Genomic DNA, 15,606 nt, shown 5'->3' with positions numbered 1-15,606 from the left:
ACTGAACTCCAGAAAAATTTTGCTGATGAATTTAGAATCTACGATATATTTTCATTATCTGGATTGAGTTATGTTTAAATCATGTATTGGTTTTGGTATTGCAGGTAACTTTGCTGGGCATTTAGAACAAGCGGGTGAAGCGAGGGATTTTTTAGATATAGAAGTAAAAGAAGAAGTTCAACCCAAAGGCATTTTTCCTTTTTATGTGCCTTCTAATACAAATTCATTCTTAACGGTATACCCACTTTCATCTACGCGCATTACGCCATCAAACAACGCTGATAATTTACAGATTGAGCCCGAAGTTGCGCTTATTTGTGATATTAAATATCAACAAAAAAGTACTGGTGAAATCAATGTTGTTAGTTTAATTCCACGTCAGTTTGCAGCGTATAATGATTGTTCTATTAGAAAGCCTGATGCGAATAAAATTAGTGAGAAAAAGAATTGGGGAGCAAACAGTAAAGGGATTTCAGAAACCTTGATTGATATCGACCATTTCCAAACTGGTGGGATATTAGATCGTTTCCGTATCGCAAGTTTTCATCGTTCTAATGGTCAACTTCATTGCTATGGTGAAGATAGCCCAGTAGTTGGATATAGCTACTTTCACCAAAAGCTGCTTGATTGGGTTATTGAACGTATGAATCACCAGCAGGATATTGGGCCAACTGAAAATATTAACGCGCTACTAAATCAAGCTGATCACCCAAAGCAAGCCATTATTAGTATTGGTGCAACTCGCTATACACCATACGGAGAAACACACTTCTTACAACCAGGTGATACCAGTATTGTGGTTGTATATGATGGCATTTTATATAGTAGTGCAGATGTACTGCGTATGGCTGAAAACAATGATTGGCAAAGTAATGGGCTATCTGTATTGGTACAAACTGTTGATTAAGTAGTAAGATCAATTTGGTTAATAGCATAAACAAAGGATCCGTCATGTCGACATCAGTACCACATCAAGACTTAGTTTCAGTGCAATGGTTACATCAAGCATTAGCGAATAATGCACAGAACAATCTTGTCGTATTAGATGCTACGTCTTTTATGCCTGGCGTTGATCGCTCTCCAGAGCAAGAGCTGATTGAACAACGTATTCCACGTGCACGCTTTTTTGATTTTAATAACAAGCTAGCCGATCCAGATACCGATTTACCACATATGTTACCGTCGGCGGAGCAGTTCTCACTCGAGGTAAGTAAACTAGGTATTAGTAATGATACCCATGTCGTGATTTACGATAGTTTAGGCATGTTTTCTGCCCCACGTGGCTGGTGGATGTTTAAAACGATGGGACACAATAATGTTTCTGTTTTAGATGGTGGGTTACCTGCATGGATAGAAGCTGGGCTTGAACTCGAATCAGGTGAACTAGAAAATATAATCCCAATGGATTTTAACGCCCAGTTACAATCAGAATGGGTGATAGATGCTAAACACCTTAATGAATTACTCACTGATAAAAATGTTGCTGTGATTGATGCAAGGCCACGTGCACGCTTCTTGGGCTCAGTGAAAGAGCCACGTGAGGGCATTCGAAGTGGTCATATGCCAAATGCAAAAAATCTACCGTTTGGTGAATTGCTTGATAATGGCCACTTTATTGCGCTATCTGAGATAAAAGCCAAGTTTGATGTGTTATCAACGCCAGAACAGCGTTTAATTTTTAGCTGTGGCTCAGGTGTTACAGCATGCATTTTAGCTTTAGCTGCAAATTTGATTGGCCGTAAAGCGCTCACTGTTTATGACGGTTCTTGGACAGAATGGGGTGCAACTGAGTGTTACCCCGTTGTAAAATAAATATCGTTAAAATAGAAATATAAAGGCGAGCAGTGTAATAGCATGATAATTAATACTGCCGCCTTATTTCTATTGGTTATTAAGGTGAGGTATTTAATTTGTAACGATCAGGCTTTCTCATCAATAGCAACATAGCCCTTATCTTTGATAATACTTTGCGCTTGGTTAGAAAGGACAAATTTAATAAATTGTTGCGCATCATTGGCTAAGCCTTTTTGTTTAAACATCAACAAAAACGGTCGAGCAATTTTATATTCGCCTGATTCAATATTGGCAGCAGTCGGTAAAACATTATCGTACGAGAGAGCCTTGACTGAATCATCAACAGAGCCAAGAGAGACATAGCCAATTGCATGTTTATTACGTGAAACTAAACTTTTCACCATGCCATTGGTACTTACCACCAGTACGCGTGGGCTGATATTAGAAACAGTAAAGCCAGAAACTTGTTTGGTTAACCCAAAAAAGTGTTCAAATGAAAAACGAGAGCCTGATGCATTTTCACGGCTCACGACTGCCATATCTAAATCTTTACCGTTAATTGATTTCCAGTTAGTGATTTTACCTTGGTAAATAGCAATAAGTTGCTCACGCGTCAGATTTGTTACCGGATTCGCTTTATTTACTACAAGCGCAATACCATCATAAGCAATAGTAATGGCTTTATAGTTATTATCTAATTCAGCACGAGAAATGACACGGGAGCTCATACCTATTTCAGCGGCACCTTGCTTAACAGCATTAATACCCGCGGTTGAACCGATACCTTGAACTTCAATTGTGGTGTCTTTATGCGTTGACGAGTAGGTATCTGCAAGCACATCCATAATGTGACTTACCGATGTAGATCCAACAACGGTGACTGTTTCTTTTGCTTGTACATTGAATGATATACATACGCCTAATGCGAGTAAGCGAATTACGGTTTTAAGCATTTTTTACTCCATGAGCTTCATTATTTCGAGCGTATGTTATTACGATAGTGTGACAGGTTTGTGAATCTCATAACTAAAAGTCATGTGTTGGCGAGTTAATGGTAACTAGAAATAGTCACTGTAAAAGGTTAATGCCATGAGAGTATATAGTTAATATCATTGCCAATATAAGATAAAATTTTGAATCAACTTAGTAAAATGCTAAAGTCGATTAACAGATGTAACATTAAGTGTAGGGATTTACATTTAATGATTGAGGTAGGCGCCGTACAGCGTTAGTAGGAAATACACAAGGTTGGTTATATGCTTAAAATGGCAACAACAGCAACATCACCGAATAAAGCAATTTTATCTGAACGGATTCAAAAATTGATTAAAGGGCTTTCTAATGGCGTTTATGAACGTGAGGAAGTGATTAAGCTGTGTTTGCTTGCGGCATTAGCAGGAGAGAGTGTTTTTCTTTTAGGGCCACCAGGGATCGCAAAAAGTTTAATTGCAAAACGATTAATTCAGGCTTTTGATGATAGCAAATTTTTTGATTACTTGATGACGCGTTTTTCAACACCTGAAGAGGTGTTTGGACCTTTATCTATTCAAGAGTTAAAAGACAATGGTAAATATGTCCGTTTAATTGATGGTTACTTACCGACAGCACAAGTGGTTTTTCTTGATGAAATTTGGAAAGCCGGCCCTGCTATTCTAAATACGTTATTAACAGTGGTTAATGAACGTACATTCAAAAATGGTCAAGACATACTACCTGTACCTATGCGCTTGTTGATCACCGCATCTAACGAGTTACCTGATGAAGATAGTGGCCTTGATGCTTTATATGATCGAATGCTCGTTCGTGTATTCGTTAATCGTATTCAAGAGAAAAAGAACTTTAAAGCCCTATTGATGGGGGAAGGGCCAACACTACAAGAAATAGATCCAAGTCTCACTATTAAAGATGAAGAGTATGTTAACTGGCAGCAGCATATTGATGAGATCCAATTAAGTGAAGAGACCTTTGAACAAATTTTTAAGCTTAAATCAATGGTTGAAGAGCATGTTAATCAAACCGATGTGATTGATAGTGACAGTGAGTTGTATATCTCTGATCGACGTTGGAAAAAGTCGGTACGGCTATTAAAAGCCAGCGCGTTTTTTAATGGTCGTAGTGAAATCAACCCACTTGATTTGTTACTGTTGCAAGATTGCTTATGGCATAGCCCAGAATCGCGTAATGTTATTTGTAATATCATTAATACATTCGCGACAGAACATGCCTTTAATCAGACTCACTCAAGTTTAGACGCTAATGAAGCAGAAACTATCATCAATAAGATTAACAATGATGTCGTTGAAAAATTGGCTGTGCCTTTTACTAAAGAAAGCACTATGCGTAAAGAGTGGTTTAAATATAACTTTGCGACAGCCGCAAGATTTAACGTTAACAACAACCCTCGTATGATCAAATTGGTGATGCTACAGCAAAATCCATCAGTCTCGGAACAAGAGCCGGGTGATAGCCGATGGGTATACGTAGATGGTGATGAGTTTGATAAGAAAATTAGGACGGGTAAATGTGATATTTATGGTTTTGTAAATAAGAACACGCATTTGTGTCGCTTACAATTTGAAATTGATGCGCAAAACCGCCTAACCATTAAAGATATTGCTAATCGCTCGGTATTAGTAGGCATTGCAGGTAATAAAGGTATCACTGAAACTCAGCAACAAACATGGCAAGACGGTGTTGACGGTGCCATGGCAAAAATAGTTGATGCAGAGCATAACATTAAAAAGTCACGTGCAAGTTTCCACGGAGCATTACCGCATAACTTTATCAATGATGCTTTTCCTGCACTGATTGAACAAAGTCTATGTGATGCTGCAGATAAAGTGGCAGAGCTTAAAGGGCTAGTCGAAAAGAGTGCATTTCGCATTACCCATCTTTCTGAGTATTTTGCCAAATAATGCTTGTTGTTAAGCAGTTTATTGTTAGGTGTAATCAACACCTAACGGTAGGCACGAAAAAGGAGAATCGCGTATGCCAGTCTCTGAAGGATTAAACTTCGCATTGATGCTTGCTGAATCAGGCGTTATTGATAGTGCTGTTCATGAAGTCATGGTACGTCCGCAGTTATTAATGGCGGCAGAATCTAGCCCTGGTGTTAAAACGGCGATGAAAAACCAAGTCATGAAATGGCGAGGGCAAATGATCCGTCAAACCGCTAAGGGAACGGTGGTAGAACGGTTTCATGACGAAATAGAGCTTTATCAACAAGTCTGTAAATGGGATCAAGATTATTTTATCGAGTATGCTGATGACGTCGTAAAAAAGCTGGAAGGGCAGTCTTCGTTTTATTTCAAAGCAAAAAATCTTGTAGCCAAAGAACACCAGAAACATAATCCGATGTTTCAACGATTCTTTTGTGACAAGTGGTATGAGTATATTGCTTATGCCTTAAAAGAAGCGCAAGAATCGGAAATTGAAGAAAATAAAGAAGATTTGTTGAAAGACTTGTATCAGCGTATTGAAACGTTAAAGCAAGTGGAAGAAGTAACTGAAGCTGGCGATGAGAAAAAGGCCGGTCGTTTATGGGATATGGCAAAAGCGAAATTGACGCAGACTGATGTCGATGTCATGAAGAAAATTGCTAAGTTTTTAAAAAACAATAACGGCTTGCAAGATATTGCTGAGAAGTTAGGGCGTATGGCCAGTGAAGTCGATGATCCTAATAAAGAGCGCGTAAAAGCAGAAGAACTTAAACTGGTGGAAGAGAAAAGTGACAATGTCACTGATGATATTGTCGGGATCCATGAAAGTGACGATCTCGCCAAACTCTTACCTAATGAAGCAATGTTTTTAGCCTATCCTGAATTAGAAGTGGTGTTCTATAAACACTTAGCCGATAAACGCTTAATGAATTACCGTATGCAAGGTACGCAGCGTAAACTACGTAAGGTAAAAGCGTATAAGCGACAAACTAAACAGGTAGATCAAGATAAAGGCCCATTTATTGTTTGTATTGATGCTTCAGGTTCTATGTCGGGTTTCCCTGAAAATTGTGCCAAAGCACTGGCTTATGGCTTAATGCAAATAGCACTTGCTGATGAACGTGATTGTTATGTCATTATGTTTTCAACTCAACAGATTACGTACGAGTTGACGAAGCAAGATGGGTTAAGCGAAGTGGTTAACTTTTTATCTTATTCATTTCATGGCGGTACGGATCTTGGTCCTGTATTAGATCAATCGATTGATTTGATGAGTGACGGTAAATATAAAAACGCTGATCTCGTGGTGCTATCTGACTTTATTGCGCCTAGCCAGCCTGAGGCTATGTTAAGCCGAGTAGAAAAACTGAAAGCCCAGAAGAACCGTTTTCATGCCGTTAACCTGTCAAAATACGGCAATCCAGAACTTTTAGAGATGTTCGATCATTGTTGGTCTTATCACCCTTCTAAATTAAGTCAACTAGGTAAATTATTCCGTATTCGTTAATGTTTACATTATTCGCGCTATAGCTTAATCCTGTAACGCTATAGCGCAAATATCTGTTTTTTTCTTTTTATGTTCTGCGCTATTTGATTTTAAAGTATTCAAGCAATGCATTACGCCATTCATTACTCTGCCTAAATTGTAGTAATTCTCGGTTTACTGATTCTTCGTAAGGGCTTTGCTCTATTAACGCGATACCATAATTTTGCTTTTCAAATTGATAAGGTAAGACAGTTAATTTTTCATATTTACCGTTTTGTTTTGCGATCTTTAGTTCGTATTTTACGATTGCATCATCATTCACGGCAGCATCGATTTCACCACGTTCTAAAGCATCCAACATTTCAACGACTGTGTCGTATTGACGATGGGCAATACTGTGACGAGTTAAAAATTGCGACGACGTTGAAGAAGTCTTTGCGCCAGTATTAACATTCGCTAAATCGTTGGGGCTTTTTATATCGCTATTAATTAATCCGATAGTAAATGTACTGGCTAAAACTGCGGTGATACTGGCAATAAACAGGGTTGTGAAAACCGCCAGTGCAACGGTTAGTACTCGTCCTGTTAGCGTTTTAAATTCGTAATAATTAAAAGGTCCTTTGGTAATAAATAATAACCCTAGAATAAAACCTTCAATTAATTGCGCGGGTCTTGAACGCATCGAGTAAAGCTTGTCATTAACACGGTGCTCTAATAAATAATATAGGCCACCGATAATTGCCGCAGCCGTAACAAAAATAGCAATAATGGTTAAGAGATGTCTGTTAGTTATAATACTTTTAAATGTATCGAAATGACTGGCTGATTTAACAACAATTGCAAGATGCGTTTCGTAAAAAGAGTGCGAAAAATCAATGATTTGCTCTCGTTCTGGTGTGATCGATAAACACGATAACCCAATATCGATTTCTTTTGCCGCAACCGCTTGTAATAGATCTTTTAAAGGGTAATTTTTGAAGGTGTAAGGGATCTCCAACTTTTCAGCTATTTGCTGCCATAGTAAAATACTTAATCCTGTATATTCACCAAATTGATCTTGCATAACAAAAGGAGGGCAAATATAAGTGCCGATGACCAGTTCCTTGTTGCTTAACGCAGCCGTTGTCAGTTCATGTGATGTATCAACAGCTTGATGGTTTGACTTTGAGGTATCCGTTATTGCTGTCACTGGTGTATTTGCGATGGCGATATGTGAATAACTTCCCGCAAAAATAACGATTAATAGCACGAGTAAAGGCAGGTGAGGGTACTTAGCGAGGCGTGGAGAACAGTAAATAACAAAAGTATTTTCTTGCGACATTATTAACTATCCTTTTGTTGTTTTTATTATTAAGTATAAATCCTTTCTCTTGTTTTGATTTTTGTACTGATGCGATATTGGACTTAAAAATGACAAATAAGCAGTGGTAAGAGCTGATAATTTGTATTTTAGAACTAAACAACACGTCAAATTATTAAGATATAGCAATAATAAGTGGACGATTTAGCCATTTATTTAATCATTAACACCTTAAACACTAAGTTTATCATCGATAAGCATGTACAATGCTGCGCTTTGATAAGATCCAATTCTGCGAGAAGCAAAGATGACCCAAAAGAAAAACGCACAGCCTAAGCAAGGCTTACACCCACGTAACCCACATCGTGCGCGTTATGATTTTGCGACACTAATTAAAGCAACCCCAGAGTTAGATCAGCATGTTAGCGAAAATGCTTATGGTGATCTTTCTGTAAACTTCTCCGATCCACTCGCAGTTAAAACATTAAACAAAGCGTTATTAAAGCATTTTTATCAAGTGGATCATTGGGATATTCCTGCTGGTTTTTTATGTCCTCCAATTCCTGGTCGTGCCGACTATTTGCATTACATTGCTGATTTATTAGCGCAATCTAACGAAGGGGCGATTCCTCAAGGTAAAGGTATTCGTGGTTTAGACATTGGTATCGGTGCAAACTGCGTCTACCCAATTATTGGACATCGTGTTTATGGCTGGCAATTTGTTGGTTCAGAGATCGATCCTCTTGCTGTGAAATCAGCAAAATTCATTGCAGGTAACAATCCACGTTTAAAAGGCGCTATTCAAATTCGTCTACAAAAGAATGCTGATAATATCTTTACAGATACGATCAATGATGAAGAAGTGTTTGATTTTACGTTATGTAATCCGCCATTCCATAGCTCTGAAGAAGAAGCAATGGCAGGTTCTGAACGAAAAGTTCGTAACCTTGCAGCAAATGCGAATAAGAAACAACAAGCTCGTTCTCGCGGTAAAGTATCGCCTGCTTTTAATAATGCGAAGTCATCAACAACACCTGTATTAAACTTTGGTGGTCAAAAAGCTGAATTGTGGTGTAAAGGCGGTGAAGTCGGTTTTATCAAAAAAATGATCAACCAAAGTGCAAGTAAGGCTACACAGTGCTTCTGGTTTACCACTTTAGTCTCGAAGAAAGAAAACCTAGGCGTACTTTACAAGCAACTTGAGAAAGTGGGTGCGGTTTCGGTAAAAACTATTGAAATGTCACAAGGTCAAAAGATCTCACGTCTTATTGCTTGGACGTTCTTAAACGAAGAACAGCAACAAGAATGGCGCCAAGAGCGCTGGAGCTAATTTAGCTTTTGCTATAAATAAGCGATGTATTTATCAATACATCGCTTTATGATTGGTTCTCATTAATATCCAAAGATTACACAGAATTAGAATCATAGAACATACCACTATGTTAATTTAATGTTGCTTCCTCTAGCAGTCCAATAAGCTCACTCTCTGTTTGCGGTATTCTTGCCAATTCTAATAGAGGAGAATCACCTCCTTTCAGCATATAAGCCGTATTTGTGCAGTGATCATGATGGAACCATTTACCGTTAATACAAAGATCGGTATAGCATCTTTTATCTTTTCTTAATTTCATACCACCTCCTGTTAACAATAAGCTTCTTTCCAAATCATCATGATGATTTAGATCAAGTTAAGGTATTGTTAATTAAATATTAACGATAAGTGTGTTTTAAGCCTTATAGGCGCTCTCATTCGTCATCACAATACTTATACAATAAAAAAACTTGTACAAGGTGATCTATTTGTCTACATTGATTGTACAACAAGAAATAACTGTACAACTTTGGAGGCGGGTATGGGTATCCCTGTAGGAATCAGTTCATGTGTATTAGGCGAGAAAGTACGCTTTGATGGCGGGCATAAACGTAATCGTTTTGTAGCAGAAGACTTAGCTGAATACTTCAGCTTTAGAGCGGTATGTCCTGAAATGGCTATTGGGATGTCTACGCCGCGTCCGGTGATTCGTTTACAAGATAATGGCATTGAAGTACGGCTTGTTGATAGTAAAGATAATGCTATTGATCACACTGATAAAATGAAGGCGTTCGCCGATGAAATTATACCTAGTTTTGAGTGGTTACGTGGCTATGTGGTGTGCGCTAAATCACCTTCTTGTGGTATGGAACGAGTTAAATTGTATTTAGAAAATGGTAACTCAGTACCAGGCGGATCTGTTGGTATCTATACCAAGCGTCTAATGGAAGCAATGCCATGGTTACCTATTGAAGAAGATGGCCGACTATGTGATCCAGTACTGCGAGAGAATTTTATCTTCCGTGTTTATGCACTTGATGATCTCTATCGTAGTGTTGACGGTGGTATTACTCGAGGAAAAATCATTAAGTTTCATTCTCGTTACAAACTTTGCTTAATGGCACATCATCAAGAGTCTTATCGTTCGCTTGGACGCTTAGTATCGAAAATTCATGAGTGGGATGATTTAATTGAGTTCTTCTTAACTTATCGTCAGCAATTTATGGACGCTCTGAAAAACCGTGCAAGCCGTAAAAATAACACCAACGTGTTAATGCATATTCAAGGTTACTTTAAACGTGATTTAGATAAGGATCAAAAAGCAGAGTTACGTGATGTAATTATGCGCTATCGTGAGGGAAATATTCCTTTAATTGCCCCGCTAACACTTATTAATCATCACTTAACAGTAAACCCTGATGAATATCTTGCAACGCAAGCATATTTATCTCCTTACCCTGAAAAACTAAAGCTTCGTTTCTCATTGTAATAATGAAATTAAGGGTAAATATAGTGAATCAATTCAACCCTAAAAAGTTGTTAAACAGTAAGTGGACTGCTGCAGTCCCTAAAAATAAAGAAAAACATTTTATTATTACTGAACTTGAAATTAACGAGGAAGGTAAGGTACTTCATTGCACGATGGAAGCAGTAATGTCTAAACGTGAATTTATAATTAATTGGCAAGATTTAAGAAATACTTCGTTGTGGCATCAAGGGTGGAAATAATGTGAGCAATGTTATTAATAGAAAAGATGTAACTAATCATTACAGCATTATTACATTCAATATTATTTTATATCAATATTATCCCTAATTTTTTTGTGGTTTATATGGTTAAGCGTCAACGGAGTATTTATGGTGATTATAGTAGGAATAAGTGGTTGCCTTTTAGGACAACAAGTACGTTTTGACGGTGGTCATAAGCGTTTCAAATTCGCAGACGAAGAGTTAAGTGATTATTTTGAGTTCAAGCCTATTTGTCCAGAGGTTGGCATAGGCATGACAATCCCACGTCCAGTTATTCGTTTATTAGATAACAGTATTGATGTTCGTTTAGTTGATAGTAAAGATAATACGCTTGATTATACGGATAAAATGAACGCATTTACTGATAAGGTTTTACCTTCATTAGAAACACTGTGTGGTTACATTGTATGTGCCAAATCGCCTTCTTGCGGTATGGAGCGAGTTAAACTTTATCTTGATAATGGTCACTCAGTACCTGGCGGTTCTGTTGGTATTTATACTAAACGCCTTATGCAGAAAATGCCTTGGTTACCGATTGAAGAAGATGGTCGCTTATGTGATCCGGTATTAAGGGAGAACTTTGTTTTTCGGGTTTATGCACTTAATGATTTATATGAGAGTGTTAAAGGTGAGGACGGAATTACTAGTAATAAATTAATGAAATTCCATGCTCGTTATAAATTAGCGTTGATGGCAAGCCACCCAGCAACGTACCGTAAGCTTGGTCAGTTATTAGCTAAAAGTCATCAATGGAACGATATTAATGCGTTCTTTGTAGAGTATCGTCAATTATTAATGGACGGTTTAAAGCATCGTTCAAATTGCAAAACGAATACGAATGTACTGCTACATATTCAAGGTTACTTTAAACGTAATTTAGATAAACAACAAAAAGCAGAATTACGCGATGTTATTATGCGCTATCGTGAAGGTAACCTGCCATTAATCGCACCGTTAACACTCATCAATCATCATTTAGCATTAAACCCTAATGAGTATTTATCAAAACAAGCTTATTTAGCGCCTTATCCTGAAGCATTGAAGTTACGTTATTCATTATAAATACGTATTGTGGTTTTTAAGATATAAACGCCATATGTTGAACTAAAATAACCATTAGGCTACATCAATAGATTATTAAATGTAGTCTGTATACTTATTATTCTTTTCAATTATTCAAGGTAGAAAAATGAAAGACGAAACGCTATCCATTCACAGTGGTTACGAAACCGATCCGACAACTAAATCAGTCGCAACACCAATTTATCAAACGGTAGCCTACGAGTTTGATGATGCACAGCACGGTGCTGATCTTTTTAATCTTGAAGTGCCGGGCAATATTTATACCCGTATCATGAACCCGACCAATGACGTATTAGAAAAACGTATGGCTGCGCTTGAAGGAGGTATTGCGGGTTTAGTGGTCAGTGCTGGAAGCGCGGCGATTAACTATGCGATTCTAACCCTAGCTCAAGCAGGGGATAATATTGTATCAACACCACAACTTTATGGCGGAACCTATACGCTATTTGCTCATATGTTACCAAGCCAAGGGATTGAAGTTCGGTTTGCAAAAGATGATAAACCAGAATCTATGGCTGCGTTAATCGATGAAAAGACCAAGGCGGTTTATTGTGAAAGTATTGGTAATCCTAGTGGTAACGTCATTGATCTCGAAAGAGTATCTCAGTTAGCACATGATAAAGGCGTACCTGTTATCGTCGACAACACTGTTGCAACACCTGTGCTATGTAAACCGATTGAATTTGGCGCTGATATTGTGGTTCACTCATTGACTAAATATGTGGGCGGACATGGAACAACATTAGGTGGCGTTATTGTTGATTCAGGGAAATTTCCATGGGCACAGTACAAAGATAGATTCCCAGTATTTAGCCAACCAGAACCGTCTTATCATGGTGTTGTATATAATGAAGCGTTTGGTGAAGCTGCATTTATTGGTAGAGCGCGAACTGTACCACTAAGAAATACAGGTGCTGCGCTGTCTCCGATGAATGCGTTTATGCTGATGCAAGGTTTGGAAACCTTACCATTACGCATGGAGAGACATACTGAAAATGCACTTAAAGTTGCTCAATATCTCGCTAACCATGACCAAGTGAGTTGGGTTAACTATGCTGGTCTTCCTGATTCGGATTATTACGAGTTATCACAAAAATATACCAAGGGTAAACCCTCTGCTATCTTGTCGTTCGGACTGAAAAATGGTTATGAAGCAGGTGTTCGTTTTTATGATGCACTCGGTTTGTTTAAACGGTTGGTGAATATTGGTGATGCTAAATCACTGGCTTGTCATCCTGCCTCAACCACACATCGACAAATGACACCAGAAGAGCAGAGCCAAGCTGGTGTTCATCCTGAAATGATCAGACTTTCTATCGGCATTGAACATATTGATGACATCATTGCTGATTTAGAACAAGCACTTAACGCATAGCGTTTTTCAATGTGGCAATCATTATTTTGATTGCCACAATACTTAGCTTATTTCTAATTACTACTCACCACCTCTTTTTTTGATGTGATACAACTCTAACTTCAATCTTGTACAAGATTAAATTATTGTACAAGTTGGAGGTTTAACACTATAGTTATACATGAAAGAGCAGTTGTACAAGTTTATATTGTTATGTTCTTAAACTAATTATGAAATTACGAATGAAGGTAATAATTTGAACGTTGAAATTAAGTTGTATTCAATTAGTGAAGTATCTGAAGCTACGGGTGTTAACTCTGTAACCTTACGTGCTTGGCAACGCAGATATGGTTTATTAGTTCCTCAACGAACACCTAAAGGTCACCGTCTTTATACCGATAGCGATATTGCTAAAATTCATGAAATTTTAACTTGGTTAGCCAAAGGAGTATCAATTGGTAAGGTTAAACCTTTATTAGAAGGTACTGCTGAACATCATGAATTAAATGTTGAAAAAATAGAAATGGTTGACGAAACCATCTGTTTAATTGAGCAGGGTAAAGCACAACAAATAGAAAAACGCGTACGTGAAGCATTAAAACTTTATCCATTTAATGTTTTAGAAGAGCAATTTTTAAAGCCAATTGAGCAACATATAACACGCAGTGATAATCCATTAAAAACATTACAAAAAAGTGTGTGGAACTCAGCACTTACTCAATGTTTTATTACTGTATTAGCGAAAGTTAATTCAGATAAAAATCCCCCAAGTCTCGTGTTAAGTTTTTCATCTTCAGATAATCACTTTGTGTGGCAACAGGCCTTAAAATTAGCGTATGAAGGTTATTACGCGATTGTTTTATCTGATTTATTAGGAAAAGTAACAGGATTGTCAGCATTTATAACAGAGCATGACATTAACCACGTCTATATCGTTGGAGAAAACAAACTTGATAATAAGCAGTTAGCTGATATTGAAATAATAGAAAAAGAAAGCAATGTTCAAGTTTCTTTCATTGGAAGCATAAAAATGATCCACAAGCAGTAGAAGTAAAAAGATCCACCAGCATTATTATTTTAATAAGCTAATAGGAGTGATGATGACAAATAAAACAGTAAAAGAGCAGCACGTTATTATTTGGTTTCGTTCAGATTTACGTGTTGTTGATAATACAGCATTAAATCATGCAATCGATAGTGGACTTCCTATTATCGCACTCTTTATTGCAACGCCTATGCAGTGGCACCAACATAATATGGCGGCAGTTCAAGTAGACTTTGTTCATCGTCGGTTACAAGTATTAAAGCAACAGTTGGCTAAACAAAATATTCCTTTGCAAGTTATTGAAGTTAATGACTTCTCAGAATCGGTTAAGGTTATTGAGCAAGTTTGTTTTGATTATAATGCTGTGCATGTTTTTGCGAATAAACAATATCCAATTAATGAGCATAAACGTGATATAGCTGTAGGGGAATTGCTTGCAAAAAATAGTATAAAATTCAGTATTTTTGATGATAATTATATTTTGCAGCCTGAAATGGTTTTGACCCGTGATGGGGAATTATTCAAAGTTTTCACCCCATTTAGAAATGCATGGATCAAGCGTTTCTTATTATCACCTAGTTACCCTGTAACAAATAAGGGTGACACTGTAACTAGTGACGTGGTGATTAAGTTATTGTCTGCCTGTCATCAAATCAAAGCTTTCAACTATCCCATTATCGATAGTGTGTTATGGCCAGTAGATGAAGAAACTATTGCACAAAGATTAGAAACGTTTTGTGAAACTAAAGCCGAATCATATCACCAAAACAGAGATTTTCCCGCGATTGATGGCACTAGTTGTTTATCCCCATATCTTGCTATTGGGGCGCTTTCAGCTAGGCAGTGTCTGCATCAGCTATTGCAGCACTTTCCAAATGCATTAGAAATTAATAAGGATGATGGCGCTTTTACATGGTTGAACGAGATTGTTTGGCGTGAGTTTTATGGTCATTTACTTCATCGCTACCCTGAATTAAGCCAACATCAGCCATTTCAAAAGTTTACTCAGTTTGTCAAATGGAAAGATGACGCAACATTACTTAAAGCATGGCAAGAAGGAAAAACGGGGTTTCCTATTGTCGATGCCGCTATGAGGCAATTACGTGCAACAGGTTGGATGCATAATCGTTTACGTATGATCACTGCAAGTTTTCTAACGAAAGACTTGTTATGTGATTGGCGTGTCGGTGAGCAGTGGTTTATGCAGCACCTCATTGATGGTGATTTCGCTTCCAATAACGGAGGTTGGCAATGGGCCGCATCAACAGGTACCGATGCACAACCTTATTTCAGAGTATTTAATCCAACACTACAAGGGCAACGATTTGATCCAAAAGGTGATTTCATCCGTACATGGGTTAAGGAATTAGAACATGTTCCGGATAAATACATACACACGCCGCATCAATGGGCGAGTGCAGAATCACTGAATTATCCATTGCCAATTGTCGATCATAAGGAAGCCCGTCTAGTCGCAATTGAGTCTTTTAAACAAGCAAAGGCTTATATGGATATTCATCAATAACACTGGTGGAGGAATAAAT

Annotated in this window: 14 protein-coding genes; 11 read left to right on the top strand and 3 right to left on the bottom strand. The window is 37.7% G+C overall.

What is annotated here, in order from left to right:
• Positions 1-70: 70 nt before the first annotated feature.
• Both C9J38_RS11350 and C9J38_RS11345 read left to right on the top strand, forming a co-directional pair.
• Positions 71-907: a DUF5718 family protein gene (locus C9J38_RS11350; RefSeq protein ID WP_107207193.1), complete on the top strand. Its 837-nt coding sequence runs from the start codon at positions 71-73 to the stop codon at positions 905-907.
• Positions 908-951: 44 nt separating this feature from the next.
• On the top strand, positions 952-1,812 hold the full coding sequence (locus tag C9J38_RS11345; RefSeq protein ID WP_107207192.1) for a sulfurtransferase: 861 nt from the start codon (positions 952-954) through the stop codon (positions 1,810-1,812).
• Positions 1,813-1,919: 107 nt separating this feature from the next.
• Here the strand turns inward: C9J38_RS11345 and C9J38_RS11340 are convergent, their stop codons facing one another.
• Complete coding sequence (locus C9J38_RS11340) at positions 1,920-2,747, bottom strand: phosphate ABC transporter substrate-binding protein (RefSeq protein WP_107207191.1); 828 nt, start codon at positions 2,745-2,747, stop codon at positions 1,920-1,922.
• Between the two features lie 303 nt (positions 2,748-3,050).
• Between C9J38_RS11340 and C9J38_RS11335 the strand changes: the two genes are divergently transcribed.
• Both C9J38_RS11335 and viaA read left to right on the top strand, forming a co-directional pair.
• Positions 3,051-4,709, top strand: coding sequence for an ATPase RavA domain-containing protein (locus C9J38_RS11335; RefSeq protein ID WP_107207190.1), 1,659 nt, complete (start codon positions 3,051-3,053; stop codon positions 4,707-4,709).
• Positions 4,710-4,782: 73 nt separating this feature from the next.
• Positions 4,783-6,240: an ATPase RavA stimulator ViaA gene (viaA, locus tag C9J38_RS11330; RefSeq protein ID WP_107207189.1), complete on the top strand. Its 1,458-nt coding sequence runs from the start codon at positions 4,783-4,785 to the stop codon at positions 6,238-6,240.
• Between the two features lie 79 nt (positions 6,241-6,319).
• Here viaA and C9J38_RS11325 read toward each other — a convergent pair whose 3' ends face one another.
• Complete coding sequence (locus C9J38_RS11325) at positions 6,320-7,540, bottom strand: transporter substrate-binding domain-containing protein (RefSeq protein ID WP_107207188.1); 1,221 nt, start codon at positions 7,538-7,540, stop codon at positions 6,320-6,322.
• Between the two features lie 286 nt (positions 7,541-7,826).
• Here C9J38_RS11325 and rlmF point away from each other — a divergent pair, with 286 nt between their 5' ends.
• Positions 7,827-8,849: a 23S rRNA (adenine(1618)-N(6))-methyltransferase RlmF gene (gene rlmF, locus C9J38_RS11320; RefSeq protein ID WP_107207187.1), complete on the top strand. Its 1,023-nt coding sequence runs from the start codon at positions 7,827-7,829 to the stop codon at positions 8,847-8,849.
• 112 nt (positions 8,850-8,961) lie between these two features.
• Here the strand turns inward: rlmF and C9J38_RS11315 are convergent, their stop codons facing one another.
• Entirely contained in the window at positions 8,962-9,150 is a 189-nt protein-coding gene (locus C9J38_RS11315; RefSeq protein WP_107207186.1) for a hypothetical protein, read from the bottom strand.
• 222 nt (positions 9,151-9,372) lie between these two features.
• Between C9J38_RS11315 and C9J38_RS11310 the strand changes: the two genes are divergently transcribed.
• The 6 genes from C9J38_RS11310 (at position 9,373) to phrB (ending at position 15,587) form a co-directional block, all read left to right on the top strand.
• Positions 9,373-10,320, top strand: coding sequence for a DUF523 and DUF1722 domain-containing protein (locus C9J38_RS11310; RefSeq protein WP_105062262.1), 948 nt, complete (start codon positions 9,373-9,375; stop codon positions 10,318-10,320).
• Positions 10,321-10,343: 23 nt separating this feature from the next.
• The gene (locus tag C9J38_RS11305) at positions 10,344-10,559 is read left to right on the top strand and encodes a TIGR02450 family Trp-rich protein (RefSeq protein ID WP_005365110.1); all 216 of its coding nucleotides are present in this window, start codon (positions 10,344-10,346) and stop codon (positions 10,557-10,559) included.
• 129 nt (positions 10,560-10,688) lie between these two features.
• The gene (locus C9J38_RS11300) at positions 10,689-11,642 is read left to right on the top strand and encodes a DUF523 and DUF1722 domain-containing protein (RefSeq protein WP_107207185.1); all 954 of its coding nucleotides are present in this window, start codon (positions 10,689-10,691) and stop codon (positions 11,640-11,642) included.
• Positions 11,643-11,769: 127 nt separating this feature from the next.
• On the top strand, positions 11,770-13,038 hold the full coding sequence (locus C9J38_RS11295; protein WP_107207184.1) for an O-acetylhomoserine aminocarboxypropyltransferase/cysteine synthase family protein: 1,269 nt from the start codon (positions 11,770-11,772) through the stop codon (positions 13,036-13,038).
• A 235-nt stretch (positions 13,039-13,273) separates the two neighbouring features.
• Positions 13,274-14,065: a MerR family transcriptional regulator gene (locus C9J38_RS11290; protein WP_107207183.1), complete on the top strand. Its 792-nt coding sequence runs from the start codon at positions 13,274-13,276 to the stop codon at positions 14,063-14,065.
• Positions 14,066-14,117: 52 nt separating this feature from the next.
• Positions 14,118-15,587: a deoxyribodipyrimidine photo-lyase gene (gene phrB / locus C9J38_RS11285; protein WP_107207182.1), complete on the top strand. Its 1,470-nt coding sequence runs from the start codon at positions 14,118-14,120 to the stop codon at positions 15,585-15,587.
• The last annotated feature ends 19 nt before the right edge of the window (positions 15,588-15,606 follow it).

The organism is Photobacterium sp. GB-210 (genome assembly GCF_003026075.1).
In the GTDB taxonomy this organism is placed as follows: Bacteria; Pseudomonadota; Gammaproteobacteria; order Enterobacterales; family Vibrionaceae; genus Photobacterium.
The sequence above is the reverse complement of the archived record's forward strand: the minus strand, read 5'-3'. Positions and strand labels throughout refer to the sequence as shown.